Raw genomic sequence first — 24,808 nt, forward strand, 5'->3', positions numbered from 1 at the left:
CCCCGGGCGCCGTGTCGGCGAGTGCCTCGGGGGCCGCCTGCCCGGCGACCGGCGCCGCCGGGCCCGCGGCGGGCAGCGCCGGGACCGGGGCGGCCGTCTCTATCTCCAGGAGCCGGCGGCCCTCCAGCGCGGTGGCCCGCTCGGTCTCCGCCGTGGCGTACCGGCGCAGCAGCGCGGCGTGCTCGTTGCGCAGCCCGGCCAGTTCGGCCCGCTTGGCGCGGAGGCGCTGCTCCAGCTTGGTCCGCAGTTCGCGCGACTCCTCCAGGTCGCTCTCCAGTTCGGCGACCCGCTCCTCGTGACGCCACTCGTCGCTCGCGCGCCCGCGCGCGAGGTCCGCGACACGCCTGCCCGCCGACGCGTCCCAGCGGCGCATGACGACCGCGCCCACGACGGCTGTCAGCGCGGCGCTCGCGGCCAGTCCGCGCAGCACCCATGGTTCGGAGAACAGCCATGGCCCGACGGCGCAGACGACGGCTACGCCCGCGATCGCCGAGGGGGGCAACAGCCGGTGCAGAGGTGGGGAATGGCGGTGACGTCCTCGTGGCATGGCCAGAAACTTACCGCGCGTAGGCGAATGATGGTGCCCCGCGCGGCAAAACGCAGCCACACCGAAACCTTCTCACCGTCCCTCCACCGGACAATGGCCGCACCGGTCGCTTCCTCACCACCACTTCGCCCTGATAGCGGCACGCACAACAGCCCCGCGCCGAACGCCGATTCACGATGCCCGGGACCGGGACCGTCCGGCGCCTCCCGGCCGGACCCCTCCCCCGGCGTGCTCTCGGGCGCGCCCTCACGCGTCCGAAGTCCCCGTCCGAAGTTCCCATCCGGCGTCCTGATCCGGCGTCCCGATCCGGAGTTCCGAAGTTCCCTTACCCCGGCGGGAGTCGGCGGTCTTCTTCAAAGCCGCGGGCAAACCGATCCCCCGGAGGGAGCCTTCGCCGCATTCACGAGATCCGGAAATGATCTTTACGGCCGGTGAATTCCCGGCACCGCGCCGCCTATTCGCGTACGACGGCCGGAGCGGCACCGGCGGACCACACACCCGGACCCCGCACCGGGGACCCCGGACCCCGAAGCGCGGCCGACCGGGCCGGCCGGCACACCCGGCCCGTGCGCCGGCCGGCCCGGAGCCGACCGGCGCGAAGGGGGCGTCCGGACCCCGCACGGCTCGTCCGGCCCCGCCCGGCGAGCCGTCCCTTTGGGCCTAGGCTGGACGGTATGAGCAAGAAGAGCGGGCGAGGCCAAGTGTCAGGGCTCCCGGTCTGGGACCGCTGCGCGGTCATGGGCGTGGTGAACGTGACCCCCGATTCCTTCTCGGACGGTGGCCACTGGTTCGACACGACGGCCGCCGTCAAGCACGGCCTCGACCTGGTCGCGGAGGGCGCCGACCTGGTCGACGTGGGGGGCGAGTCCACCCGCCCCGGCGCCGCCCGCGTGGACGAGGCGGAGGAGCTCAGGCGCGTCATACCCGTCGTCCGCGGCCTCGCCTCCGAGGGGGTCGTGGTCTCCGTCGACACGATGCGCGCCTGCGTCGCGGAGCGCTCGCTCGCGGCGGGAGCCGCACTCGTCAACGACGTCAGCGGCGGCCTCGCCGACCCGGCGATGATCCCGGCCGTCGCCGCCGCGGGCGCCCCCTTCGTGGTCATGCACTGGCGCGGCTTCCTCCAGGGCAGCACCGTCCGGGGGTCGTACGAGGACGTCGTCTCCGAAGTGGTCGACGAGCTCCACGCGCGTGTGGAGGCCGTTCTGGCGGGCGGCATCGCCCCCGACCGGATCATCGTCGACCCGGGCCTCGGCTTCTCCAAGGAGGCCGGTCACGACCTCGTCCTGCTCGCCCACCTCGACCGCCTGCGGGAGATCGGGCACCCCCTGCTGGTGGCCGCGTCCCGCAAGCGGTTCCTCGGCCGGGTCCTGGCGGGACCGGAGGGCTCCCCGCCGCCCGCCCGGGAGCGTGACGCCGCCACCGCCGCGGTCTCCGCGCTCGCCGCCCACCAGGGCGCGTGGGCCGTCCGCGTCCACGAGGTACGGGCCACCGCCGACGCCGTCCGGGTCGCCCGTGCCGTGGAGGGCGCCCGGCCCCCCGGAGAGGACCGGGCCCCCGGGGAAGACCGGACCGCAGAGGGAGCCCGGTGAGCGCCCCGCACACGGACGTCGAGCAGGTCGAGCTCGCCAACACCGCCTTCTACGAGGCACTGGAGCAGGGCGACTTCGAGGGGCTGTCCGCGCTCTGGCTGACCCCGTCCGACCTGGGCCAGGACGAGGAGTACCACGACCCGGCGCAGGCGGGCGAGATCTCCTGCGTGCACCCCGGCTGGCCGGTCCTCAACGGGCGCGGCGAGGTGCTGCGGTCGTACGCGCTGATCATGGCGAACACCGAGTACATCCAGTTCTTCCTGACCGATCTGCACGTGTCGGTCACCGGGGACACCGCCCTGGTGACCTGCACGGAGAACATCCTCAGCGGCGGTCCGCCGCCCGAGGACAGCGATGAACTGGGTCCCCTGGTGGGCCAGCTCGTCGTCGCCACCAACGTGTTCCGCCGCACCCCGGCCGGCTGGAAGCTCTGGTCGCACCACGCCTCGCCCGTACTGGCCGAGACCGACGAGGACGAGCCGGACGACCCCTCCTCCCCCTGAGCCCCCTCCTCCCCCCGAGACCCCGCGGCCCGCCAGGACCCGGCGGTCCGCCAGGACCCGGCGGTCCGCAATCCGGAATTCCATGGTCCGCGATCTGGAATCCCGCGGTCCGCGATGCGACGCGCGTCCAGGGGTATGCGTACCGGTGGCGCCTCCCACGGGGCGGTGCTCCCCGGCGTAGTACGTTGGTGATCGTGACGGCGGTCACGGACACGGGCCCGCGGCGGGGAGCGGTTTCCCACCGGTCCGGTCCGGACGCCGTCCGAGGCCGGTGTGCCGCCCGCACGCGGTACGGCCGGACCCCACCGACGACTGCAGGAGTGATTCGCGTGGATCGTGTCGCGCTGCGCGGCCTGAAGGCCCGTGGTCACCACGGCGTCTTCCCCCGGGAACGCGAAGAGGGCCAGACCTTCATCGTGGACATCGTCCTGGGGCTGGACATCCGGCCCGCGGCGGCCGACGACGACCTCACGAAGACCGTGCACTACGGCATCGTGGCGGAGGAGGTCGTGGCCGTCGTCGAGGGCGAACCGGTGAACCTCATCGAGACCCTCGCCGAGCGCATCGCCCAGACGTGCCTGAAGCACGACGGGGTCGACGAGGTGGAGGTGTGCGTCCACAAGCCGGACGCCCCGATCACGGTCCCCTTCGACGACGTGACCGTGACGATCGTCCGGAGCCGGGTGTGACCACGTCCCCCGGGGACCGGGGCGATCCGACCGTGCAGCCGGTCCCCGCGTCCGTCGTCGAGCGGGTGGACGCCGCCGACACGACGCTGCACGACCCCGAGCGCGCGGTGGTCGCCCTGGGCTCGAACCTGGGAAACCGCCTGGAGACGCTCCAGGGCGCCGTCGACGCCCTGGAGGACACCCCCGGGGTCCGCGTCGAGGCGGTCTCCCCGGTGTACGAGACGGAGCCGTGGGGCGTGGAGCCCGGCAGCCAGCCGTCGTACTTCAACGCGGTGGTCGTCCTCAGGACCACGCTGCCGCCCGCCACGCTCCTGGAGCGGGCGCACGCGGTCGAGGACGCCTTCCACCGGGTACGGGACGAGCGCTGGGGTGCCCGCACGCTCGACGTCGACATCGTGGCGTACGCGGACGTGCGCTCCGACGACCCGGCGCTGACCCTCCCCCACCCGCGCGCCCACGAGCGCGCCTTCGTGCTCGCCCCGTGGAACGACGTGGATCCCGGGGCGCGGCTGCCCGGCCACGGCCCCGTGGCGCGGTTGCTCGCCGCGGTCCCCGACGACGGGGTCACGGTCAGGGACGACCTGGAACTCCAACTGCCCGAGTAGTCGTTGAGGTCACGACGCCCGAAGGCGGTCGGAGGCACGCAATCATGAGAGGACCGGAGTGAAAGAGCTGCGCATCAGGACGCTGGCCGCGGTGTTCGTCGTGGCGGGAGTGCTGTCCTGGGCGGGTGCCCGGCTGTGGAACTCGGTGGGCACGCTGCCCCGGGTCCCCCTGGCGGCCCCGATCGTCCTGGCTCTGATCGCCGTGGTCCTGCTGGCCACGGCGCTCTCCCTGCGGACCCGGCTGAGGGCCCAGCGCGAGCGCCGCCCCGGCGCCAAGGGGGTCGACCCCATGATGGCGGCCCGCTCGGTCGTCTTCGGCCAGGCCAGCGCCCTGGTCGCCGCCCTCGTCGCCGGGATGTACGGCGGCACGGGCGCCTTCCTCCTGGAGTTCCTGGACATCCCGGCCCGCCGCGACCAGGCCGTCTACGCCGGTTTCTCGGTCCTGGCGGCCCTGGCCGTCATAGCGGCCGCCTTCTTCCTGGAAAAGGTCTGCAAACTCCCGGAGGACGACGACACGACGGGCACCGCCGCCCCCGCGGCCTGATTTCAGGGCGAAGGGGCGCAGCCCTTCGCCGAGGGGCGCGGGGAACCGCGCGACCCGGGGGGCACCTCCCGGCCGAAGGCTGGGGGACCACAACATGCCCGCACGTACCGGCAACGCCCGCCCCCGCTCCCCTCTCCCCGCAGGCACGCGGAGCGTCTACCGCGCCATGATCAGACTCATCGCCTCATTGCGCGTGGCCGCGTCCCGCAGCTGTCCCCGGACCGCGGACGTGATCGTCTTGGCCCCCGGCTTGCGGATCCCGCGCATGGACATGCACATGTGCTCGCACTCCACCACCACGATCACCCCCCGGGGCTCCAGGATCTCCATCAGCGAGTCCGCCACCTGGGTGGTGAGCCGCTCCTGCACCTGCGGCCGCCGGGCGTAGACGTCCACGAGCCGGGCCAGCTTCGACAGCCCCGTGATCTTCCCGGACGTGCTCGGGATGTAGCCGACGTGCGCGACCCCCCGGAACGGCACCAGGTGGTGCTCGCACGTCGAGAACACCTCGATGTCCTTCACCAGGACCATCTCGTCGTGGCCCAGGTCGAACGTCGTCGTCAGGACCTCCTCGGCCGTCTGCCGCAGCCCGGCGAATATCTCCTGGTACGCCCGGGCCACCCGCCCCGGCGTCTCCCGCAGCCCTTCCCGGTCCGGGTCCTCGCCGACCGCGATCAGCAGCTCCCGTACGGCGTTCTCGGCCCGCTTCTCGTCGAACTCGCCGATCTCGCCCTCGCCGTCCAGCCTCACGGGGTCGGTCATCTGGTGCCTCGTTTCTGTGCTTCTCACACGTGGGGACCACACGTCCCGCAACCGGACATACGGAATGCCGCGCCCCCCAGGCTAAAACCTGGGGGGCGCGGCATCCATTCCGGGCCTGGTGAGGCCGCCGGCGGCCGGAGCCGTCAGCTCTCGCCGCGCTCCTCGGGGGCCGGCTCGATGACCGGCCGGGGCTCGGCGGACGTGGTGGCCTTCGAGGTGATCGAGGGGGCCGAACCGTTCGTCCCGTTCGTCAGTGACAGCTCCTTGGGGGAGAGCACCGGCGGGCGGGTGGACGGCGTGCGGCGGGAGGAGCCGGTCCACGCGGGACGGGCCGGACGCTTGATGATCGGAGCGAAGACCTCGGCGATCTGCTCCTTGCTCAGCGTCTCCTTCTCCAGCAGCTCCAGCACCAGCGCGTCGAGCACGTCGCGGTTCTCGACCAGGATCTCCCAGGCCTCGTTGTGCGCGTTCTCGATGAGCTTCTTGACCTCTTCGTCGACGAGCGCGGCGACCTCTTCCGAGTAGTCGCGCGGGTGCGACATCTCCCGGCCCAGGAAGGGCTCGGTGTTGTCGCCGCCGAACTTGATCGCGCCGAGGCGCTCGGTCATGCCGTACTGCGTGACCATCGCGCGGGCCGTGGCGGTGGCCTTCTCGATGTCGTTCGCGGCACCCGTGGTCGGGTCGTGGAAGACGAGCTCCTCGGCCGCGCGCCCGCCCAGCATGTACGCCAGCTGGTCGAGCATCTCGTTGCGGGTCGTGGAGTACTTGTCCTCGTCCGGCAGGACCATCGTGTAGCCGAGAGCACGGCCCCTGGAGAGGATCGTGATCTTGTGGACCGGGTCGGAGTTCGGTGAGGCCGCCGCGACCAGGGCGTGTCCGCCCTCGTGGTACGCGGTGATCTTCTTCTCCTTGTCCGACATGATCCGGGTCCGCTTCTGCGGGCCCGCGACCACACGGTCGATCGCCTCGTCCAGCATGTGGTTGTCGATCAGCTTCTGGTTGCTGCGCGCGGTGAGCAGCGCGGCCTCGTTCAGCACGTTCGACAGGTCCGCGCCCGTGAAGCCGGGCGTGCGGCGGGCGACGGCCGACAGGTCGACGTCCGGCGCGACCGGCTTGCCCTTCTGGTGGACCTTGAGGATCTCCAGACGGCCCTGCATGTCCGGGCGGTCGACCGCGATCTGGCGGTCGAAGCGGCCGGGGCGCAGGAGGGCCGGGTCGAGGATGTCGGGGCGGTTCGTCGCGGCGATGAGGATCACGCCGCCCTTGACGTCGAAGCCGTCCATCTCGACGAGCAGCTGGTTCAGCGTCTGCTCGCGCTCGTCGTGACCGCCGCCGAGGCCGGCGCCGCGGTGGCGGCCGACCGCGTCGATCTCGTCCACGAAGACGATCGCCGGGGCGTTCGCCTTGGCCTGCTCGAACAGGTCGCGCACACGCGAGGCACCGACACCGACGAACATCTCGACGAAGTCGGAACCGGAGATCGAGTAGAAGGGAACGCCCGCCTCGCCCGCGACGGCGCGCGCGAGCAGCGTCTTGCCCGTACCGGGAGGCCCGTAGAGGAGCACACCCTTGGGGATCTTGGCGCCGACGGCCTGGAACTTCGCCGGCTCCTGGAGGAACTCCTTGATCTCGTGGAGCTCCTCGACCGCCTCGTCCGAGCCCGCCACGTCGGCGAACGTCGTCTTCGGGGTGTCCTTGGTGATGAGCTTCGCCTTGGACTTCCCGAAGTTCATGACCCGGGAGCCGCCGCCCTGCATCTGATTCATCAGGAACAGGAAGACGACGACGATGAGGACGAAGGGCAGCAGGGACAGCAGGATGCCGACGAAAGCGTTCTGCTTGGTCGGCGAGACCGTGTAGCCGTCCGGGATCTGCTTGTTCTGGTACTTGTCCTGGAGGGTGGTGGCCAGGTTCACACCCTGGTCGCCGATGTAGCTCGCCTGGATCTTCGAGCTGCCCTCGATCTTTTCGCCGTCTTTGAGCTCGACCTTGACGATCTGCTCGTCGCCGGTGGTGATCTTGGCCTGCTGGACCTTGTTGTCACTGATCGCCTGGACGACCTGGCCGGTGTCCACCGTCTTGTAGCCGCCGGACGAGCCGACGACCTGCATCAACACGACCACGGCAAGGACGGCCAGCACGATCCACATGACCGGCCCACGGAAGTATCGCTTCACGTCCATCCATACGGAGCGGTGCCGCCCCGTCCCTCCTGCCATAGTGAGTTTGATAAGACTGTTCTTCGGACGGTACCCCAGCATTGTCACCCGAAGCTGCACCCGAAGCTGCACGGTCCGGCTGACAGACCCCGTCCACATATGCTCCAACGGCGTGGGACCCGCTGGGGTTCCCGGCCGCCCGGCGGAGTCAGGCCCCCGGCGGCGGGACGTCACCCGTCCAGAGTGCCTCAGCCGCCGTAGACATGGGGCGCGAGCGTACCGACGAACGGGAGGTTCCGGTACTTCTCCGCGTAGTCGAGGCCGTACCCGATGACGAATTCGTTCGGGATGTCGAAGCCGACCCACTCCACGTCGATCGCGACCTTCGCGGCCTCGGGCTTGCGCAGCAGCGTGCACACCTTGAGGGACGCGGGCTCGCGGGAGCCGAGGTTGGAGATCAGCCAGGACAGCGTCAGGCCCGAGTCGATGATGTCCTCGACGACCAGGACGTGCCTGCCCTTGATGTCGGTGTCGAGGTCCTTGAGGATCCGCACCACTCCGGAGGACTGGGTGCCCGCGCCGTACGAGGAGACGGCCATCCAGTCCATGGTGAGGGGGGTGGACAGGGCCCGCGCCAGGTCCGCCATGACCATCACCGCGCCCTTGAGGACACCGACGATCAGCAGGTCCTTGCCCGCGTACTCCGCGTCGATCTTCGCGGCCAGCTCGGCCAGCTTCGCGTCGATNCTCCGCGTCGATCTTCGCGGCCAGCTCGGCCAGCTTCGCGTCGATCTCTTCCTTGGTGATGAGCACCGACTGGAGGTCGGTGCCCAGGTCTTTCGCGTCCACCCGCATCACTTTCGGTCGTCCCACCGGCTGCTTCCCGGCCCTCCGCGCTGAGGACCGCTCCTGGAGGGGTCGCCCTCCGGGAGAGCCGCCGCCCGGGGGGGGCGACTCTCTTTCAGCCTTGCCGGATCACCAGTCTGCCACCCTGCCGCCGGGCGACGACCTTGCCCGGGAGGTTGATCGCCCCCTGGCCGCGCCAGCCGGTGATCAGCCGGTCCATCTCCTCGATGTGGCGCGCGAACAGCGAACCCGCGGGCGCCCCGGCCCCGATGGCGGCGCGGCGCAGGACGCGGCGGCGCACGGCGGGCGGCAGGGCGTACAGCTTGGCGCACTCCAGGAGGCCCGCCGCGTCGCGCACGGACGCCTCGGCCCGGCCGGCCCACGCGTCGAGCGCGTCGGCGTCGTCGCGGGACAGCTGGGCCGTACGGGCGAGAGCCTCGACGACACCCTTGCCGAGCGCCTTCTCCAGGGCGGGCAGCCCTTCGTGGCGCAGCCGGGAGCGGGTGTACGCCGGGTCGGTGTTGTGGGGGTCGTCCCAGACGGGCAGCGACTGGACCATGCATGCCTTGCGGGCGGTCTGCCGGTCCAGGTGCAGGAACGGGCGGCGGTAGCGGCGGTCGGCGCCCGGCCCTCCGGAGACGGCGGCCATGCCGGACAGCGAGCGGGTCCCGGAGCCGCGGGCGAGGCCGAGCAGGACGGTCTCGGCCTGGTCGTCGCGGGTGTGGCCGAGCAGGACGGCGACGGCGCCGTGCCGCTCGGCGGCGGCGTCCAGGGCGGCGTACCTGGCGTCGCGGGCGGCGGCCTCGGGGCCGCCGTCACGGCCGACGGTGACCGCGGCGGACTCGACGGGGTCCAGCCCCAGCTGGGCGAGGCGCAGGACGACCTCGTCGGCGCGCAGCCCGGAGCCGGGCTGCAGCCCGTGGTCCACGGTGACGCCGCCGGCACGGATGCCGAGTCTGGGCGCTTCGAAGGCGAGGGCTGAGGCGAGCGCCATGGAGTCGGCGCCGCCGGAGCACGCGACGAGCACGAGCGGCCCGTCCGGGGGCGCGCCGGGAGCGGGCCGGGAGGTTTTCCGGGAGGTGTGCCGGGGAGCGTGCTGGGGGGCGTGGTCGGTGAGGACGTCGTGGAGTACGCGGCGGACCGCCAGGCGTATCGCCGCGACCGCAGGATGGGGACCCATGTCCGGTTCCCTTCATGAAATTGTCGGGGGGTGAGCCCCGGTTCGGTCACTCAGAGTGTCTCGATGGTGACAGAACCGGGCCGTTCCCCGAGCATTGCACGCCTACCCATGGCTCACGGTCCCTCGGACGGGTGATTGGGGAGGCGTTCACCTGCCGTCGGCCGAATCCGGTTCACGACTCCGCCCTGCGGTGCACCCGCGCGACCCAGTCCGCCGGTTTGACGATCTCCGACTTGGTGGGGAGGGTGTTCGGCGAGGTCCACACGCGGTTGAAGCCCTCCATGCCCACCTCGTCCACGACGGCCCGCACGAAGCGCTCGCCGTCCCGGTACTGGCGCAGCTTCGCGTCGAGGCCGAGCAGCTTGCGCAGGGCGAGGTCGAGGCGGGAGGCGCCGCGGGCGCGCCGCTGCTGGAACTTCTCGCGGATCTCGGCGACGGACGGCACCACGGCCGGGCCGACGCCGTCCATCACGAAGTCGGCGTGGCCCTCCAGGAGGGACATCACGGCGGTGAGCCGGCCGAGGATCTCACGCTGGGCGGGGGTCTGCACGATCTCGACGAGGGAGCGCGGTTCGTCGCCCTCCTCGCCCTCGGGGCGGCCGCCGGCGAGGGACTGGGCGGCCTCGCGGACGCGCTCCAGGACGGTCATGGGGTCGACCTCGGTCTCCCCCAGGAACGACTGGATCTCGCCCTCCAGGTGGTCGCGCAGCCAGGGCACGGCCGTGAACTGCGTGCGGTGCGTCTCCTCGTGGAGGCAGACCCAGAGCCTGAAGTCGTGGGGGTGCACGTCGAGCTCCCGCTCCACGTGCACGATGTTCGGCGCCACCAGGAGGAGCCTGCCGCCGCCGTTCTCCCCGGCGGGGAGTTCCCGGGTGGCCGGGGCGAACGTCTCGTACTGGCCGAGGACCCTGGAGGACAGGAACGACAGCAGCATGCCCAGCTCGACGCCGGTGACCTTGCCGCCGACGGCGCCGAGGACGGCTCCGCCCGGGCCGCCGCCGCGACGTTCCTGCATCTTGTCCAGCAGGGGTTTGAGGACCTCCCTGAACCCGGCGACGTTCGCCCGGACCCAGCCCGGGCGGTCCACGACGAGGACCGGGGTGTCGTGGAGGTCGTCCCCGCCCATCCGCGTGAAGCCGCGGACGTGCTCCTCCGACGCCTTGGCGTGCCGGCGCAGCTCCGCGACGACGGCCCTGGCCTCGTCGCGGCTCACCTCCGGGCCCGGCCGTACGAGCCGGGTCGCGGTCGCCACCGCGAGATTCCAGTCGACCATCTCCGCACCACGGATGCTCATGCCGTCAACCGTACGGGAGCGCTGCCGCTGTTGGCAGGGGTGGGCCGTGGGGTGCCCCCGCTCGCAGGTCGGGCGCAGGTACGTCGTGGCCGGTCGCGCAGTTCCCCGCGCCCCTGAAGGGGCGCCCCCGGCGGGGCGCGGCCCCGTTAGTCGCAGCCGCAGGTCGCCAGGGTGGACGCCAGCTGGTCCAAGCCCTGCTGGGCGGCCGTCGGGTCCGCGGGCGGGCTGGACGTGGTGAGGAAGGCGAAGGCCAGGAGGCGGCCCTCGGTGTCCACCACCGTGCCCGCGAGGGTGTGCACGCCGGTCAGGGTGCCGGTCTTGGCCCGTACGACCCCGGTGCCCGGCCGGCCCGCGTACCGCTTGCTGAGGGTGCCGGTGAAGCCGGCGACGGGCAGGCCGGTGAGGACCGGGCGCAGTTCCGGGCGGTCCGGGTCGGCGGCCTCGGCCAGCAGGGCCGTGAGCAGGTCCGCGCTGAGCCGGTCCGAGCGGTCCAGGCCGCTGCCGTCCGCGAACTTCGCCCCCTTGAGCGGCAGCCCGAGCTTCTTCAGCTGCTTCCGGGTGGCCGCGGCGCCGCCCTTGAAGCCGGCCGGTTCGCCGGAGGCGAGGGCGGTCTGGCGGGCGAGGGCCTCGGCGATGTCGTTGTCGCTGCTGGTCAGCATGCGCTCGACCAGCGCCGACAGGGGCGGGGACGTGACCGTGGCGAGGGTCTTGGCGCGGCCGGACGCCTTGGAGGTGCCGGGGACCGTGGTCTCGACGCCCCGCTCGTGGAGCAGGTCGGCGAACTTCCGCGCGGCGTCGCCCGCCGGGTCCGTACTGCGCTCGGCGGGGCCGCTGGAGGAGTCGTCGAGACGGCCTTCGTCGATCATCAGGGCGCTGACCGGGGCGAGGTTGGGGTTGGGCCCGATGGGGTGCGCGGCGGAGCCCGCGTAGAGCGAGGTGTCGTACGAGAGCGTGACCCTGCCGTTCCTGCCGTTCCTGCCCGCCTTGCCGGACTTGAGGGCGCGGGCCGTCCGGTCGGCGAGGGAGCGCAGGCTCGCGTTGCCGTCCGCGTCCTTGCGGGCGGTCAGGGTGGGGTCGCCGCCGCCGACGAGGACGACCTCCTCGGTGCCGGGTTCGAGGACCACGCGTGTCGCGATGCGGTGGTCCGCGCCGGCCGCGGTGAGCGCCGCGACGCCCGTGGCGATCTTCGTGGTGGACGCCGGGGTCAGCGCGTCGGCCGCCCTCTTGCCGTAGAGGCGCTTGCCGGTGGCCACGTCGACGACGGCGCCCGCACGGTCGGAACCCAGCGCGCGGTCGTCGAGCAGCGGCCCGAGGACCTTCCCCAGGGCCTTCTCCGTGGGGGACGGCGCGGAGTCCGCGGAGCCGTCCAGCGCGGCGAGCACGGAGGCGGCGCTCGGTGCGGGCGCCGGCGCCTTGCCGGACGTACCGGGCACACGACCGTGATCTGCGCCACCCGCGCGCTCCCGCGATGCGGCCCAGTCGCGCTCCGCCGTACGCTGACCGGTGGAGTCCCAGGGTCCGGCCGCGGTGGCCACACCTGCCGCCACGACCAGTCCCAAGGTGGTGGCGCCCGCCGTGAACTGGACGGTCGACGGCCGCTTGACCAGCGGTTTCACGGCTCCGGCCGCTCGGGCCAGCGGTGGTCCGACGATCTCCGCGGCCCGTACGAGTCGCGGTCTCACGGATCGCGCGACCCGCACCACATGCGGTCTCGCGGCCCGCCAGGCCTTCAGCTCCGGCACGACCACCAGCCCCTTTCGCGATCACACACCTGCGTGAGGGACACTTAACCACCAGAACTATGTGCTGATCATGGAGGAGTCACCGGTGGAGTTCGACGTCACGATCGAGATTCCGAAGGGTTCACGGAACAAGTACGAGGTGGACCACGAGACCGGTCGGATCCGTCTGGACCGTCGCCTCTTCACCTCGACCAGCTACCCGGCCGACTACGGCTTCGTCGAGAACACCCTCGGCGAGGACGGCGACCCGCTGGACGCGCTGGTCATCCTGGACGAGCCGACCTTCCCGGGTTGCCTCATCCAGTGCCGCACGATCGGCATGTTCCGCATGACGGACGAGGCCGGCGGCGACGACAAGCTGCTGTGCGTTCCCGCGCACGACCCGCGCGTGGAGCACCTGCGGGACATCCACCACGTGTCGGAGTTCGACCGTCTGGAGATCCAGCACTTCTTCGAGGTCTACAAGGACCTGGAGCCCGGCAAGTCCGTCGAGGGCGCCAACTGGGTGGGCCGCACGGACGCCGAGGCCGAGATCGAGCGGTCGTACAAGCGCTTCAAGGAGACGGGCGGCCACTGAGCCCCCTGTCTCACCCGGGCCGCGTGACCCCGCTGGGGCCGCGCGGCCCGTTCGTGCGCCGGTGCGCATACTGGGGCGTACCGGAAGGGCGAGCCGGGACGTACCGGACGTGCGAGTCGGGGCGTACCGGAAGTGCGAGTTCGGGAGTGGTGCGTGATCGAGCCGGAGGTCGAGGACCGCAAGCCGCAGTCGGACGAGGTGCGCAGCGCCTTCGTCCCGCCGAGCGGTGTGGCGGCGCAGGTCCCGCCGGTCGAGGAGGAGTCGTCGACGACGTCCGAGTTCTCCCTGCCCAGGGGGCTCGGCGTCCCGCCGGTACCGGCCGCCGAGGCCGAGGGGTCGGCCTTCAGCCCGCCCAGGACCTACAGCTCCCGGCACGCGCCGCCCGCCTTCACCCCGCCGGAGGGCGTGCCGCGGGTCGACCTCGTCAAGCACACCCCCTGGCAGGACCGGATGCGCACGATGCTGCGCATGCCGGTCACCGAGCGGCCCGTGCCCGAGACCGTGCAGAAGGCCGAGGACGAGGGTCCCGCCGTACCGCGCGTCCTGGACCTGACCCTACGTATCGGCGAACTGCTGCTCGCGGGCGGTGAGGGCGCCGAGGACGTGGAGGCGGCGATGTTCGCCGTCTGCCGCTCCTACGGCCTCGACCGCTGCGAGCCGAACGTCACCTTCACCCTCCTGTCGATCTCGTACCAGCCCTCGCTCGTCGACGACCCGGTGACCGCGTCGCGGACCGTACGGCGCCGGGGCACCGACTACACGCGGCTGGCGGCCGTGTACCGGCTGGTCGACGACATCAGCGACGACGGGACCGAGGTCTCCCTGGAGGAGTCCTACCGGCGCCTCGCGGAGATCCGCCGCAACCGGCACCCCTACAACGGCTGGGTGCTGACCGCGGCCACCGGCCTGCTCGCCGGCGCGGCCTCGGTGCTCGTCGGCGGTGGCGTGGTCGTGTTCGTCGCGGCGGCCGTCGCCGCGATGCTGGGCGACCGGCTGGCGTGGCTGTGCGCGGGGCGCGGGCTGCCGGAGTTCTACCAGTTCACGGTGGCCGCGATGCCGGCCGCCGCGATGGGTGTCGCGCTGACGCTCGCGCACGTCGACGTGCGGGCCTCCGCGGCGATCACCGGCGGGCTGTTCGCGCTGCTGCCCGGACGGGCGCTGGTGGCGGGCGTGCAGGACGGCCTGACCGGCTACTACATCACCGCGGCGGCCCGGCTGCTGGAGGTCATGTACTTCTTCGTCGGCATAGTCATCGGTGTCCTCGTGATCCTGTACTTCGGTGTGACCCTGGGCGCCGAACTCAATCCGGAGGCGGCCCTGCAGTCGGCCGAGCGGCCGGTGTGGCAGATCACCGCCTCGATGCTCCTGACGCTGACCTTCGCCGTACTGCTCCAGCAGGAACGTTCCACCGTGCTGATAGTGACCCTCAACGGCGGGATCGCGTGGAGCGTGTACGGCGCCATGCACTACGCGGGCGGGATCTCGTCGGTCGCCTCGACGGCCGTGGCGGCCGGTCTGGTGGGGCTGTTCGGGCAGCTCATGTCGCGCTACCGGTTCGCCTCCGCGCTGCCGTACACGACCGCCGCGATCGGGCCGCTGCTGCCCGGTTCCGCCACGTACTTCGGGCTGCTCGCCATCGCCCAGAACGACGTCGACAAAGGGATCGGGTCGCTCACGAAGGCGGCCGCGCTCGCGATGGCCATCGCGATCGGGATGAACCTGGGGTCCGAGATCTCGCGGCTGTTCATGCGGCTGCCGGGGGCGTCGGAGGGGGCGCGGCGCGCCGCGAAGCGGACGCGCGGGTTCTGACGCGCGGGTTCCGACGCGCGGGTTCCGACGCGCGGGTGTCTGGTGTCGTCGTCCGGCTGACGGGCGTCGTGGGCTGATCGCGCCACGCGGCGGAGCCGCAGATCGACACGGCCCCCGCGCCCCTGAGGGGCGCGGGGGCCGACCGGGATCAGTTCCTCTGCTGGTCCTGGCCGTACGGGTACTGCTGCCCGCCCTGCTGGTACTGCTGCTGGTCCTCGGGGTACTGCCACTGCTGGCGGCCGTGGTCCTGGTCCTGGCCGTACTGCTGCTGGTCGTACTGCTGCTGACCGTAGGACTGCTGCTGACCGTAGGACTGCTGCTGGTAGTGGTTCTGGTCGCCGTACTGGTCGTACTGGCCGTGCTGCTGCTGTCCCTGGTTGCCGTAATCCTGGTTGCCGTAGCCCTGGTCGCGGTAACCCTGGTCGCGGTAGCCCTGGTCCTGGCCGTAACCGTCCTGCTGCTGGGGCGGGGTCACCCGGCGGAGCTGGGTCGTGCGGTCGTCCATGGCGGGGCCCGCCGACGGGGTGTGCGGCTCCCCGGGCTCCGGCTGCCGCGCCGGGTTCTTCTTGGCGTTGCGGCGGGCCCGCGCGAACTCGATGATGATCGGGACCACCGAGATGAAGACGATCAGGAGCAGGATCGGCTCGATGTTGTCGCGGACGAACCCGATGCTGCCGAGCCAGGAACCGAGGAGCGTGACACCGGCGCCCCAGAGGACGCCGCCGACCACGTTGAAGATCAGGAAGGAACGGTACTTCATGCCGCTGACACCGGCGATGATCGGCGTGAACGTACGCACGATGGGCACGAAACGGGCCAGTACCAGCGACTTCGGGCCGTGCTTCTCGAAGAACTCGTGCGCCTTGGTGACGTTCTCCTGCTTGAAGAGGCGGGAGTCCGGCCGGGTGAAGAGCGAGGGCCCCACCTTCTTGCCGAACATGTAGCCCACCTGGTCACCGACGATCGCGGCGATGCAGATCAGGACGATGGCGCCCCACAGCGGGAAGTCCAGGGTGTTGGAGGTGATCAGCATGCCCGCCGTGAACAGCAGCGAGTCACCCGGCAGGAAGAAGCCGATGAGCAGGCCGGACTCGGCGAAGACGATCAGTAGCAGGCCCCAGATGCCGAACGAGTCGAGCAGGTAGTCCGGATCCAACCAGCTTGGGCCAAGGGCAAGCGTCGTCACGTTTCCGGGCTCCTGAGGGGTGGTGGGGCGGCGGTGGGCGAAGGTGTGGCCGACCAAAGTTATCAACGCCCCGTGAGAGGGCCAGGTTCCACCGGCTCCTACAGGATGCACTGTGCCCCGACCGGGACAAAGCTGTGAGCCATGGGTCTAGAAGAATTCGGCGGCGGTCAGGGTCCCAGCCCCGACGTGCTGGTCGTGACGACGAACGACGTACCCGGCCACCGGGTCGAGCAGGTCATCGGCGAGGTATTCGGCCTGACGGTGCGTTCCCGGCATCTGGGCAGCCAGATCGGCGCGGGGCTGAAATCGATGATCGGCGGCGAGCTGAAGGGTCTCACCAGGACACTGGTGGAGACCCGCAACCAGGCGATGGAGCGGCTCATCGACCAGGCACGGGCGCGGGGCGCCAACGGCGTGCTGATGTTCCGCTTCGACGTGACCGAGGCGGCGGACATGGGCACGGAGGTGTGCGCGTACGGCACGGCCGTGGTGCTGGTGAAGGAGGAGCGGAACCTGTAGCGGGACCCTTCGGCAGGAGCCCGTGGACAGACCCCGGTCCGCCTCGTCCCGGATCACTCCGTCATGGGCAGGCACTCGGCGAGCAGGCCGACGACGTCCCGCCAGGCTCGCCGCGCGTGCTGAGGGTGATGCCCCACCCCGGGAAGCACGATGTGGTCGACCGGTGGGTGGTGGAAGGCGTGCAGGGCGCCGCCGTAGACGACGAGGCGCCAGTCGACGCCCGCGGCCTGCATCTCGGCGCCGAACGCGTCCCGTTGCGCGGGCGGCATGATCGGGTCCTCCGACCCGACCCCGGCCCACACCGGGCAGGGAATGCGCGCCGCCTCGCCCGGTCGGCCGGTGGTCAGGCCGTTGACTGTCGCGATCGCGCGCAGGTCGACGCCGGCACGCCCGAGTTCCAGCGCGATCGCGCCCCCGGTGCCGTAGCCGACGGCGGCGATCCGGTCCGGGTCGGTCCGGGGCTCGGCGCGGAGCACGTCGAGCGCCGCGTGGCCGATGCCCCGCATCCGGTCGGGGTCGGCGAGCAGCGGCATGCAGCGGGCCAGCATCTCCTCGGGGTCGCCCAGATAGCGCCCGCCGTGGAGGTCGAAGGCCAGCGCCACGTATCCCAGCTCGGCGAGCGCGTCGGCCCGGCGGCGCTCGACGTCGCTGAGCCCCACCCCCTCGGGCCCGACCAGGACCGCGGGCCGGCGGTCGGCACCGGCCGGGAGCGCGAGGTGCCCGATCATCGTCAGACCGTCGGCCGCGTACTCGACCGTGCGCGTTGCAACTGTTGTCATGAGCCTGGACTGTAGTGATCGTCGAGCCCGGTCGGGCCGGTGTTCTGCCGTCGGCAGAAGGCAGGTCTCCGGAGCATTCCGGAACCACCCCGTCACCCCGTCGGCGGTTCGGCTCGGAGCCTGCGAACGAACCGCCGTCCCCTACCGGCCCACTGCCCCCGTGCCGTGCCGTGCCGCGTTCGCCGTGATCGCGTCCCGCAGGTGTACCGCCAGCCCCGGCCGCATGGAGTCGTAGAACGCCTTGAACCGCTCGTCGTCCACGTACGTCGCGCCCAGACACCGGTGCATCTCGTACGAGCACGGGTAGAACCACGTGTCGATGTGCCGCCGGTGCTCCTCGGCCATGTCCATCGCGCCCTCCCCGGCGGCGGGTGCGCCGGACTCCATGAGGGCCGCGTAGCGCTCGCCCCAGGAGGCGACCTCGGCCTGCATGCGCTGCCAGTCGTCCTTGGTGTAGCGGGCGGCCCGCCGCTGCGACTCGGCGTACTCCTCCGTGCCGCCCCAGCGGCGCTCGGCCTCCTCCGCGTGCTCCTCGGGGTCCTTGCCGCCGAAGACCTCGAACTTCTCCTCGGGTGTGAGGTCGATACCCATCGTGCGTGCCTCCATGGCGTGCTCCACGGCCGCGGCCATCCTCTGCAGCTTCTCGATCCGGGCGGTCAGCAGCTCGTGCCGGCGGCGCAGGTGCGCGCGCGGGTCCGCGTCCGGGTCGTCGAGCAGGGCCCCGACCTCTTCGAGCGGAAACCCCAGCTCCCGGTAGAACAGGATCTGCTGCAGCCGGTCGAGGTCGGCGTCGCCGTAGCGCCGGTGACCCGCGTGGCTGCGCCCGCCCGGTACGAGCAGGCCGATCTCGTCGTAGTGGTGCAGTGTGCGCACCGTCACCCCGGCGAACCCGGCGACCTGTCCCACGGAGTAGTCCATGGTCTCCGCTCCCTCCTTTTCGTTGCACGCCCCAGGCTGGGGCCTCACGCGGCGTGAGGTGCAAGCCGGATTCCCTCCGGGGCCGTGCCGTCGGCTTCACCTCTTCAAGGCGGCTCGCGGGCCGGTGGGCCTGCGGGTTGGCCGGCCGACGGACCGGCAGACCGGCAGACCGGATCATGCCTGTCCGGAAGTACGGGAAGGGGCATCGGACCGGTCCCCCCGGTCGATGGTGGCGGCGATGACGTCACCGAAGGACGCGGCGAGCGCCCGCGCGATCAGCTCGGGCAGGTTCGCCCGCCCGTCGTCCTCGGCCCAGCGCGTCAGCGCCGTGTGCATCGCGGCCAGGCGGGCGCTGGTCACTGCCTGGGCACGGAAGGTGGCGTCGGGGTCGGTCGCGTCGTTCCCGAGGGCGTCGACGACGGCCTGTTGCAGCGCGTACCGGCTGTCCAGGTGCCGGGCCCGCCCCCTCCCGGTCAGGCGAGAGTGCGCCCGATGTGCTCGACATGAAGAATGCGCGCGTCCGAATCGATGCGGTAGAGGATGCGCCACGGCCCGCGATGCAGGCGGCGATGCTGGACGCCCCAGGCACGGGATCCTTCAGGCCTGGGGTCCTCCGCGAGTTGGTCGGTCGCGTGGAGGAGCGCGTCGACCCCCTGGGGATCGTCCTTGAGGTGACCGGTGGCCTCGTTGAGCGCCGCCGGTTCCCACTGGACCTGCCAGGTCACGCCTCGCTCCTCCCGGCAGCTTCGAGAAGTATCCGCCGGGCCTCGGCGTGCGGAACGGGGGTCTCAGCGCGACCGAGAGCACGATCGCGCTCAAGGCGGGCGAGCGCGAGAGCGTCCTCCAGGTCTTCGAGTTCCGCGGGAGAGATGAGGACCGCGGTCGGCACACCACGATCAGTCAGAGTGATGTGCTCGTGCTGGGCGGCCCGACGGGCGAGATCTCCGAGCTTGCCTCGCGCTTCAGCGATGGGATATGTAGCTGACATGAACCTAGTGTACACCTGGATGACACTCTCCTTCGCGGGGGAATGGGGAGTGGGCCCGAGCGCACCCAGCCCACCCTCCACCCGATATCGACGTCAGCGGGCAGCCGCCGGAGGGGGCGTCGATACCGCACCCTCGTCGAGCACGTAGGACAGCTCGGCGTGCAGTTGTTCCGCCTCGACCACGCTGAGCCGCAACTGCGCGTCGCCCTTGTGCGTGCCGTCGTACAGCAGTCAGAGCGGAAGCCGTACGCCCTCGTGGACCGCCGTCACCCGCTTGCCGGGGATGCGGTCGATCCGCCAGCCCTTGATCTGGTCCGAGTCGTTCATTCGATTCCCTTTCGGTCACGTGGAGTTGCTGATGACATTCACAGCGTGACGGATCAAGGGCTACGGTCGGTAGTGAAGGGGTGTAGACCCGCACGTCAGGACCATGGAGAGGTGCCAGCATGCCGCCACGAAAGCCGACCCTGAACAAGGGCGGCAACCAGCATGACGGTTCAGCACGGATGGTGTTGGCCGCGGAACTGACACGACTGCGTGAGAAGTCAGGAAAGTCGCTGAGCGATCTGGCGGGCGACACGACATACGACCGCACGTATCTGCACAAGCTGGAGACGGGGGTGAAGCTGGGGTCTCCCGACGTCATGGAGGCACTGGACAAGGCGTACGGAACCGGGGAGCACCTGGTTCACCTGTGGGCATTGGCGCGAGCGGACGGCATCAAGGACAAGTACCGGCACTTCATGGAACGCGAGAAGGAAGCGACCATGCGGTACGAGTACGCATGCTCCACAATTCCCGGCCTGTTGCAGACCGAGCGTTACGCCCGCGAACAGTTGCGTACTGCCCGCCCGGCGGACGGTAACGAGCTCGACGCGCAGGTGATCGCACGCCTGGACCGCCAGACCCTGCTGCATGGCGACGATGCCGTCGAGTTCCGCGCGGTACTGGACGAGTCCGCCGTACGGCGTCCGCTCAGTGGAGCAGACGCGTGGAGCGAGCAGTTGGCCCATCTGCTGGAGACGGCAGGGCTTCCGAACGTCACGCTGCAGGTGTTGCCTTTCTCCGCCGGTCTACAGCACCTTCTCGGTGGATCACTGACGCTGCTCTGGCTACCGGGCGGCCGGAACATCGCCTATACCGAAAGTGCCTATTCCGGAGACCTCGTCGAGGATCCGGCGGATGTCGAACAGCTCCGCCTGTCATACGATTTGGTGCGAGACTCGGCGCTCTCTCCACGAAAGTCCGTGGCGCTGATCCAAAAGATCCTGGAGGCCAGCCCATCATGCGATCCCCTCGGCCCGACCTCAGCGGAGCTGCATGGCGAAAGTCCAGCTACAGCAACGCGGACGGGGGCAACTGCGTAGAAGTCGCCGACAACTACGCCCCCCTCACCCCCGTCCGCGACAGCAAACGGCCCGAAGCCCCAGCCCTCGTCGTCACCGCCCCCGCCTGGGCGGCCTTCGTCGGTCACCTCAAGGGCTGAGGCCCCCTCCCCGCTCCCCTACTCGTCCAGCGCCCCGAACCGCCGTACCGCCAGCGGGAAGAACACCGCCAGCAGCGCCAGCGGCCAGACCACCGCCGCCCAGACGTGCCCCGCCTCGGCGCCCGGCGCACCGAACAGGTCGCGTACGGCCGTGGCCGTCTGTGACAGCGGGTTCCACTCGACGGCCGTGCCCAGCCAGCCCGGCATGGACTCCGGGGTCGCGAGGGCGTTGGAGAGGAAGCCGACGGGCCAGATCAGGATCTGCACGGCCTGCACCATCTCCGGTTTCCCGGCCACCATCGCCAGCAGGATCCCGATCCACAGCATCGCGAACCGCAGCAGCAGGAGCAGCCCGACGGCTCCCATGAAGGCGCCGAAGGTGCCGTGCACGCGCCAGCCGAGCGCGTACCCGGTCCCCATCAGCACGGCCAGGCCGACCGCCGACTGGAGCATGTCGGCGGCGGACCGGCCCACCAGGACGGCCCCGTCGGCCATCGGCATCGACCGGAAGCGGTCGATCACCCCCTTGTTGAGGTCCTGGGTGACGGCCAGCATCGTGCCCTCCAGGCCGAAGACCATGGTCAGCGCGAACATGCCGGGCACCAGGAAGTCGACGTAGTCGCCCTGGACGCCCCGGCCGCCGCCGATCAGGTAGCCGAACATCAGCAGCAGCATCACCGGGAAGACCAGCCCGACCAGGACCTGGGCCGGCTGGCGCGCCCAGTGGGCGAGTTCCCGCCGGGTCATGGTCCAGGAATCGCTCAGCGCGTACGTGCTCACACCGCCTCCTTCACCGGGTCCACCGGGTCCACCGGGTCGTCGCCCGTGGTCAGGTGCAGGAACACCTCGTCCAGCGTGGGCCGCCGCAGGGCCACGTCCTCCGCCTCCACCCCGGCGTCCTCCAGGGCCCGTACGACTCCGGCGAGCGTCTTCACGCGGTCGGCGGCCGGGGCGCTCAGCAGGCGCCGGTCGACGTCCACCGAGATCTCCGCCTGCGCCAGCGGCAGCAGAGCGACCGCGGCCCCCAGTTGCCCGCCGTCCCGCAGCACCACGTCGATCCGGTCACCGCCCGTCAGGGCCTTGAGCTCGTCCGCGGTGCCGTCCGCGACGACCCGGCCCCGGTCGACGACCGAGATGCGGTGGGCGAGCTGGTCCGCCTCCTCCAGGTACTGCGTGGTGAGCAGCACCGTCGTACCGCCGCCGACCAGGGAGCGCACCGCCTTCCACACCTCGGCCCGGCCGCGCGGGTCCAGCCCCGTGGTCGGCTCGTCCAGGAAGATCACCTCCGGTTCGGTGATGAGCGAGGCGGCCAGGTCCAGCCGGCGCCGCATGCCACCGCTGTACCGCTTCACCGCCTTGCGGCCCGTGTCCGCGAGGCCGAAGCGCTCCAGGAGCTCGTCGGCCCGCACGCGCGCGTGGCGGGCGCCCAGGTGGTACAGGCGCCCGAACATCTCCAGGTTCTGCCGTCCGCCCAGCTCCTCGTCGAGCGCCGCGTGCTGGCCGAGCAGGCCGATGCGGCGCCGCACCTCCCGCGCCCGGGTCACCACGTCGTGTCCGGCCACCTCCGCCCGGCCCGCGCCGGGCCGCAGCAGCGTGGACAGCACCCGGACCAGGGTCGTCTTGCCCGCGCCGTTGGGGCCGAGCACCGCGTGCACCGTGCCGCGGCCCACCCGCAGGTCGAGTCCGTCCAGCGCGTCCTTGTCCCCGTACCGCTTCCGTACGCCCTCGACGACGATCGCGTCGGTCATCAGGCTCCCTCCGTGTCCGGCCCTATCTGAGTAATCAAGTTTGATTACTCACTCAGCGACGGAGGGTATGCCCGCGGAGGGCTTTAGTCAAACTTGATTACTTGGCATCCTCCGGATGCGTCTCCCCGGTGGCGTACGGGTTCTCCTCACCCTCGGCCAGCACGCCCACGAACGGCTCCCCCTCGCCCGCGAAGCTGTACGCGCCGTCCTTGATCCGCCGGATCAGGCCGCGGGTCCACTCGGCCCCGCTGTCGGCGGAGTGGACCCAGAAGTTCATGATCTCGCCGATGTGGCCGAGTTGTTCGGGGCCGTCCTCCGGCACGTAGTGCTCGGTGACGGCGGTACGCCACTGCTCGATGACCCGCACCCGCTCCTCCAGGAGTTCGAGCACTTCCGCGCGGTCGAGGTCCACCACGAAGCCGAGCGCCGCGGAGAGGATGTCGGGCTTCTGGTCGTACGAGGTCAGGGACTCGCGCAGGAGGGCGAGGAATTCCTCCGTGCCCTTCGCGGTGATCTCGTACTCCGTGCGCGGCGGGCCCCCGGCCGTGGAGGGCGCGATCTCGTGGGCGATCAGCAGTCCCTGTTTCGCCATCTGCTTGAGCGCGTGGTAGATCGACCCCGGCTTGGCGTTGGACCACTCGTGGGCGCCCCAGTACTCCAGGTCGTTGCGCACCTGGTAGCCGTGGGCCCGGCCGTGCTGGCGCACGGCGCCGAGGACGAGGAGGCGGATCGCTGACATGCGGCAAGCGTAGGACGCACCCCGCCACGCCCGGCGTGGCGGGCCTCGGCACGGCGGGCCCCGGCACGGCGGGCCCCGGCACGGCGGGCCCCGGCGAGAGGGCCGGGGGGAACGCCGGCTAGAACGGGAAGCGGCTGCGGCCGTGCTGGACCGAGATCCACTTCTGGGTGGTGAACGCCTCGACCGTGGCCTCGCCGTTGAGGCGGCCGATACCCGAGGACTTCTCCCCGCCGAAGGCGACCGGCGGCTCGTCGTGCACGGTGCCGTCGTTCACGTGGAACATGCCCGTGTCGATCCGCCGGGCGAAGGCGACACCGCGCTCGACGTCGGCGGTGTGCACGGCACCGCTCAGCCCGTACGGGGTGTCGTTGACGATCCGTACCGCCTCCTCCTCGCCGTCGAACGGGACGAGCAGCGCGACGGGGCCGAAGATCTCCTGCCGGAGGAGGTCCGAGCCGGCGGGCAGGCCGGTCAGGACGGACGGCTCGACGAGGTTGCCGGTGGCGGAGCCGTGCACGAGCGCGGTGGCGCCCTCGTCTATCGCCTGGGCGACGACACCGGAGACGGCGTCCGCCTGCGAGGAGTTGATGAGCGGGCCGATGACCGTCTCGGGGTCGCTCGGGTCGCCGACCTTCAGCGTCCGCACCTTGGCGACGAACTTCTCGGTGAACCCGGCCTCGACCGAGCGGTCCACCAGGATGCGGTTCGCGGCCATGCAGACCTGGCCCTGGTGGACGTACCGGCTGAAGACGGCGGCGTCCACGGCGTAGTCGACGTCCGCGTCGTCCAGGACCACCAGCGCGCTGTTGCCGCCCAGTTCGAGGATCGAGCGCTTGAACTGCGCGGCGCAGACGGTCGCGACATGGCGGCCCACCCGGTCGGAGCCGGTGAAGGAGATGACCTTCGGCACCGGGTGCTCGATGAAGGCGTCGCCTATCTCCGCGATGTCGGTGATCACGACGTTGAGCAGACCGGCCGGCAGGCCCGCGTCCTCGAAGATCTTCGCGATCAGGGCGCCGCCCACGATCGGGGTGTTCTGGTGCGGCTTGAGGACCACGGCGTTGCCGAGGGCCAGGGCGGGCGCCACGGACTTCAGCGACAGCAGGAACGGGAAGTTGAAGGGGCTGATCACACCGACGACGCCGACCGGGACGAGGTAGAGGCGGTTCTCCTTGCCGTCGACCGGCGAGGGGATGATCCTGCCCTGGGGCCGCAGCGCGAGGTTGACCGACTCGCGCAGGAACTCCTTGGCGAGGTGCAGTTCGAAGCCGGCCTTGAGGTGCGTGCCGCCGAGCTCCGCGACGATCGCCTCGGTGATCTCCTGCTCGCGCTCCTCGACGAGGTGCAGGGCCCTCTCGAACACGGCCCGGCGCGCGTACGGGTTCGTCGCCGCCCAGTCCTCCTGCGCGCGGGCGGCGGCCCGGTACGCCTCGTCCACCTCGTCGACCGTGGCTATCGTGATCGAGGCCAGCTTCTCGCCGTCGTACGGGTTGAAGTCGATGATGTCCCAGGAGCCGGTACCGGGACGCCAGCGGCCGTCGATGTACTGCTGGGCCAGGTCGGTGAAGCAGGACGACATGCGATCCCTCAATCCCTTGC

25 protein-coding genes and 2 pseudogenes are annotated in these 24,808 nt (G+C 71.2%); 10 read left to right on the forward strand and 17 right to left on the reverse strand.

Annotation, left to right across the window (positions count from 1 at the left end):
* A pseudogene (locus tag KM933_RS34295) lies at positions 1-547 on the reverse strand (hypothetical protein); the annotation flags it as partial.
* A 674-nt stretch (positions 548-1,221) separates the two neighbouring features.
* On the opposite strand from KM933_RS34295, the gene folP reads away from it, so the two are divergent.
* The 5 genes from folP (at position 1,222) to KM933_RS34320 (ending at position 4,477) form a co-directional block, all read left to right on the forward strand.
* The gene (folP, locus tag KM933_RS34300) at positions 1,222-2,136 is read left to right on the forward strand and encodes a dihydropteroate synthase (RefSeq protein WP_221359926.1); all 915 of its coding nucleotides are present in this window, start codon (positions 1,222-1,224) and stop codon (positions 2,134-2,136) included.
* A complete protein-coding gene (locus KM933_RS34305; protein ID WP_221359928.1) occupies positions 2,133-2,639 on the forward strand; it encodes a nuclear transport factor 2 family protein in 507 nt (168 codons plus the stop codon). The genes folP and KM933_RS34305 overlap by 4 nt, the downstream gene beginning before the upstream one ends.
* A 329-nt stretch (positions 2,640-2,968) precedes the next feature.
* Entirely contained in the window at positions 2,969-3,328 is a 360-nt protein-coding gene (gene folB / locus KM933_RS34310) for a dihydroneopterin aldolase (RefSeq protein WP_221359930.1), read from the forward strand.
* The gene (gene folK, locus KM933_RS34315; RefSeq protein ID WP_308013639.1) at positions 3,325-3,933 is read left to right on the forward strand and encodes a 2-amino-4-hydroxy-6-hydroxymethyldihydropteridine diphosphokinase; all 609 of its coding nucleotides are present in this window, start codon (positions 3,325-3,327) and stop codon (positions 3,931-3,933) included. The genes folB and folK overlap by 4 nt, the downstream gene beginning before the upstream one ends.
* Positions 3,934-3,991: 58 nt before the next feature.
* Entirely contained in the window at positions 3,992-4,477 is a 486-nt protein-coding gene (locus KM933_RS34320) for a DUF3180 domain-containing protein (protein WP_221359933.1), read from the forward strand.
* A gap of 156 nt (positions 4,478-4,633) precedes the next feature.
* Here KM933_RS34320 and folE read toward each other — a convergent pair whose 3' ends face one another.
* The 6 genes and pseudogenes from folE to dacB all read right to left on the reverse strand — a co-directional run bounded on the left by folE (position 4,634) and on the right by dacB (position 12,466).
* On the reverse strand, positions 4,634-5,239 hold the full coding sequence (gene folE / locus KM933_RS34325; protein WP_221359935.1) for a GTP cyclohydrolase I FolE: 606 nt from the start codon (positions 5,237-5,239) through the stop codon (positions 4,634-4,636).
* 143 nt (positions 5,240-5,382) lie between these two features.
* A complete protein-coding gene (gene ftsH, locus KM933_RS34330; RefSeq protein ID WP_221360011.1) occupies positions 5,383-7,422 on the reverse strand; it encodes an ATP-dependent zinc metalloprotease FtsH in 2,040 nt (679 codons plus the stop codon).
* A gap of 224 nt (positions 7,423-7,646) precedes the next feature.
* Positions 7,647-8,253, reverse strand: a pseudogene (gene hpt, locus KM933_RS34335) (hypoxanthine phosphoribosyltransferase).
* A gap of 106 nt (positions 8,254-8,359) precedes the next feature.
* A complete protein-coding gene (gene tilS / locus KM933_RS34340) occupies positions 8,360-9,424 on the reverse strand; it encodes a tRNA lysidine(34) synthetase TilS (protein WP_221359937.1) in 1,065 nt (354 codons plus the stop codon).
* A gap of 172 nt (positions 9,425-9,596) precedes the next feature.
* On the reverse strand, positions 9,597-10,718 hold the full coding sequence (locus KM933_RS34345) for a zinc-dependent metalloprotease (RefSeq protein ID WP_260334590.1): 1,122 nt from the start codon (positions 10,716-10,718) through the stop codon (positions 9,597-9,599).
* Between the two features lie 146 nt (positions 10,719-10,864).
* On the reverse strand, positions 10,865-12,466 hold the full coding sequence (gene dacB / locus KM933_RS34350; protein ID WP_221359938.1) for a D-alanyl-D-alanine carboxypeptidase/D-alanyl-D-alanine endopeptidase: 1,602 nt from the start codon (positions 12,464-12,466) through the stop codon (positions 10,865-10,867).
* 79 nt (positions 12,467-12,545) lie between these two features.
* Here dacB and KM933_RS34355 point away from each other — a divergent pair, with 79 nt between their 5' ends.
* Positions 12,546-13,037 carry an inorganic diphosphatase gene (locus KM933_RS34355; protein WP_033321679.1) on the forward strand — a complete coding sequence of 164 codons (492 nt, stop codon included), beginning with the start codon at positions 12,546-12,548 and terminating at the stop codon, positions 13,035-13,037.
* A 153-nt stretch (positions 13,038-13,190) separates the two neighbouring features.
* On the forward strand, positions 13,191-14,846 hold the full coding sequence (locus KM933_RS34360) for a threonine/serine exporter family protein (protein WP_308013640.1): 1,656 nt from the start codon (positions 13,191-13,193) through the stop codon (positions 14,844-14,846).
* A 148-nt stretch (positions 14,847-14,994) separates the two neighbouring features.
* Here the strand turns inward: KM933_RS34360 and KM933_RS34365 are convergent, their stop codons facing one another.
* Positions 14,995-16,032, reverse strand: coding sequence for a DedA family protein (locus KM933_RS34365; protein ID WP_221359940.1), 1,038 nt, complete (start codon positions 16,030-16,032; stop codon positions 14,995-14,997).
* Between the two features lie 141 nt (positions 16,033-16,173).
* Here KM933_RS34365 and KM933_RS34370 point away from each other — a divergent pair, with 141 nt between their 5' ends.
* A complete protein-coding gene (locus KM933_RS34370; RefSeq protein WP_221359943.1) occupies positions 16,174-16,551 on the forward strand; it encodes a YbjQ family protein in 378 nt (125 codons plus the stop codon).
* 53 nt (positions 16,552-16,604) lie between these two features.
* Here the strand turns inward: KM933_RS34370 and KM933_RS34375 are convergent, their stop codons facing one another.
* The 5 genes from KM933_RS34375 to KM933_RS34395 form a co-directional block, all read right to left on the reverse strand.
* Complete coding sequence (locus KM933_RS34375) at positions 16,605-17,330, reverse strand: dienelactone hydrolase family protein (protein WP_221359945.1); 726 nt, start codon at positions 17,328-17,330, stop codon at positions 16,605-16,607.
* Positions 17,331-17,471: 141 nt separating this feature from the next.
* Positions 17,472-18,248: a MerR family transcriptional regulator gene (locus KM933_RS34380; protein ID WP_221359947.1), complete on the reverse strand. Its 777-nt coding sequence runs from the start codon at positions 18,246-18,248 to the stop codon at positions 17,472-17,474.
* A gap of 174 nt (positions 18,249-18,422) precedes the next feature.
* On the reverse strand, positions 18,423-18,608 hold the full coding sequence (locus tag KM933_RS39960; RefSeq protein ID WP_260334592.1) for a hypothetical protein: 186 nt from the start codon (positions 18,606-18,608) through the stop codon (positions 18,423-18,425).
* A gap of 113 nt (positions 18,609-18,721) precedes the next feature.
* A complete protein-coding gene (locus KM933_RS34390; RefSeq protein ID WP_221359949.1) occupies positions 18,722-18,973 on the reverse strand; it encodes a type II toxin-antitoxin system RelE family toxin in 252 nt (83 codons plus the stop codon).
* Positions 18,970-19,236, reverse strand: coding sequence for a type II toxin-antitoxin system prevent-host-death family antitoxin (locus KM933_RS34395; protein ID WP_221359958.1), 267 nt, complete (start codon positions 19,234-19,236; stop codon positions 18,970-18,972). The genes KM933_RS34390 and KM933_RS34395 overlap by 4 nt, the downstream gene beginning before the upstream one ends.
* A 446-nt stretch (positions 19,237-19,682) precedes the next feature.
* On the opposite strand from KM933_RS34395, the gene KM933_RS34400 reads away from it, so the two are divergent.
* Positions 19,683-20,603 (forward strand): helix-turn-helix domain-containing protein, encoded by a 921-nt coding sequence (locus KM933_RS34400; protein WP_221359960.1) that lies wholly within the window; start codon positions 19,683-19,685, stop codon positions 20,601-20,603.
* Positions 20,522-20,722, forward strand: a complete 201-nt coding sequence (locus KM933_RS34405) for a DUF397 domain-containing protein (RefSeq protein WP_221359963.1) — start codon at positions 20,522-20,524, stop codon at positions 20,720-20,722. The genes KM933_RS34400 and KM933_RS34405 overlap by 82 nt, the downstream gene beginning before the upstream one ends.
* Positions 20,723-20,740: 18 nt before the next feature.
* Here KM933_RS34405 and KM933_RS34410 read toward each other — a convergent pair whose 3' ends face one another.
* From KM933_RS34410 to KM933_RS34425, 4 genes are all read right to left on the reverse strand, one after another.
* Positions 20,741-21,502 carry an ABC transporter permease gene (locus KM933_RS34410; protein WP_221359965.1) on the reverse strand — a complete coding sequence of 254 codons (762 nt, stop codon included), beginning with the start codon at positions 21,500-21,502 and terminating at the stop codon, positions 20,741-20,743.
* Positions 21,499-22,470 carry an ATP-binding cassette domain-containing protein gene (locus KM933_RS34415; protein WP_221359984.1) on the reverse strand — a complete coding sequence of 324 codons (972 nt, stop codon included), beginning with the start codon at positions 22,468-22,470 and terminating at the stop codon, positions 21,499-21,501. The genes KM933_RS34410 and KM933_RS34415 overlap by 4 nt, the downstream gene beginning before the upstream one ends.
* Positions 22,471-22,567: 97 nt before the next feature.
* On the reverse strand, positions 22,568-23,209 hold the full coding sequence (locus KM933_RS34420; RefSeq protein WP_221359986.1) for a PadR family transcriptional regulator: 642 nt from the start codon (positions 23,207-23,209) through the stop codon (positions 22,568-22,570).
* A gap of 118 nt (positions 23,210-23,327) precedes the next feature.
* Positions 23,328-24,788, reverse strand: coding sequence for an aldehyde dehydrogenase family protein (locus KM933_RS34425; protein ID WP_221359996.1), 1,461 nt, complete (start codon positions 24,786-24,788; stop codon positions 23,328-23,330).
* Between the last annotated feature and the right edge of the window lie 20 nt (positions 24,789-24,808).

Source organism: Streptomyces beigongshangae (genome assembly GCF_019710745.1).
In the GTDB taxonomy this organism is placed as follows: domain Bacteria; phylum Actinomycetota; class Actinomycetes; order Streptomycetales; family Streptomycetaceae; genus Streptomyces; species Streptomyces beigongshangae.

Excerpts from the sequence above, each read along its gene's own strand:
- folP (WP_221359926.1), top strand. The coding sequence starts at position 1,222 with ATGAGCAAGAAGAGCGGGCGAGGCCAAGTGTCAGGGCTCCCGGTCTGG.
- folE (WP_221359935.1), bottom strand. The coding sequence starts at position 5,239 with ATGACCGACCCCGTGAGGCTGGACGGCGAGGGCGAGATCGGCGAGTTC.
- ftsH (WP_221360011.1), bottom strand. The coding sequence starts at position 7,422 with ATGGACGTGAAGCGATACTTCCGTGGGCCGGTCATGTGGATCGTGCTG.
- tilS (WP_221359937.1), bottom strand. The coding sequence starts at position 9,424 with ATGGGTCCCCATCCTGCGGTCGCGGCGATACGCCTGGCGGTCCGCCGC.
- KM933_RS34345 (WP_260334590.1), bottom strand. The coding sequence starts at position 10,718 with ATGAGCATCCGTGGTGCGGAGATGGTCGACTGGAATCTCGCGGTGGCG.
- KM933_RS34370 (WP_221359943.1), top strand. The coding sequence starts at position 16,174 with ATGGGTCTAGAAGAATTCGGCGGCGGTCAGGGTCCCAGCCCCGACGTG.
- KM933_RS34375 (WP_221359945.1), bottom strand. The coding sequence starts at position 17,330 with ATGACAACAGTTGCAACGCGCACGGTCGAGTACGCGGCCGACGGTCTG.
- KM933_RS34380 (WP_221359947.1), bottom strand. The coding sequence starts at position 18,248 with ATGGACTACTCCGTGGGACAGGTCGCCGGGTTCGCCGGGGTGACGGTG.
- KM933_RS34395 (WP_221359958.1), bottom strand. The coding sequence starts at position 19,236 with ATGTCAGCTACATATCCCATCGCTGAAGCGCGAGGCAAGCTCGGAGAT.
- KM933_RS34400 (WP_221359960.1), top strand. The coding sequence starts at position 19,683 with ATGCCGCCACGAAAGCCGACCCTGAACAAGGGCGGCAACCAGCATGAC.
- KM933_RS34405 (WP_221359963.1), top strand. The coding sequence starts at position 20,522 with ATGCGATCCCCTCGGCCCGACCTCAGCGGAGCTGCATGGCGAAAGTCC.
- KM933_RS34415 (WP_221359984.1), bottom strand. The coding sequence starts at position 22,470 with ATGACCGACGCGATCGTCGTCGAGGGCGTACGGAAGCGGTACGGGGAC.
- KM933_RS34420 (WP_221359986.1), bottom strand. The coding sequence starts at position 23,209 with ATGTCAGCGATCCGCCTCCTCGTCCTCGGCGCCGTGCGCCAGCACGGC.
- KM933_RS34425 (WP_221359996.1), bottom strand. The coding sequence starts at position 24,788 with ATGTCGTCCTGCTTCACCGACCTGGCCCAGCAGTACATCGACGGCCGC.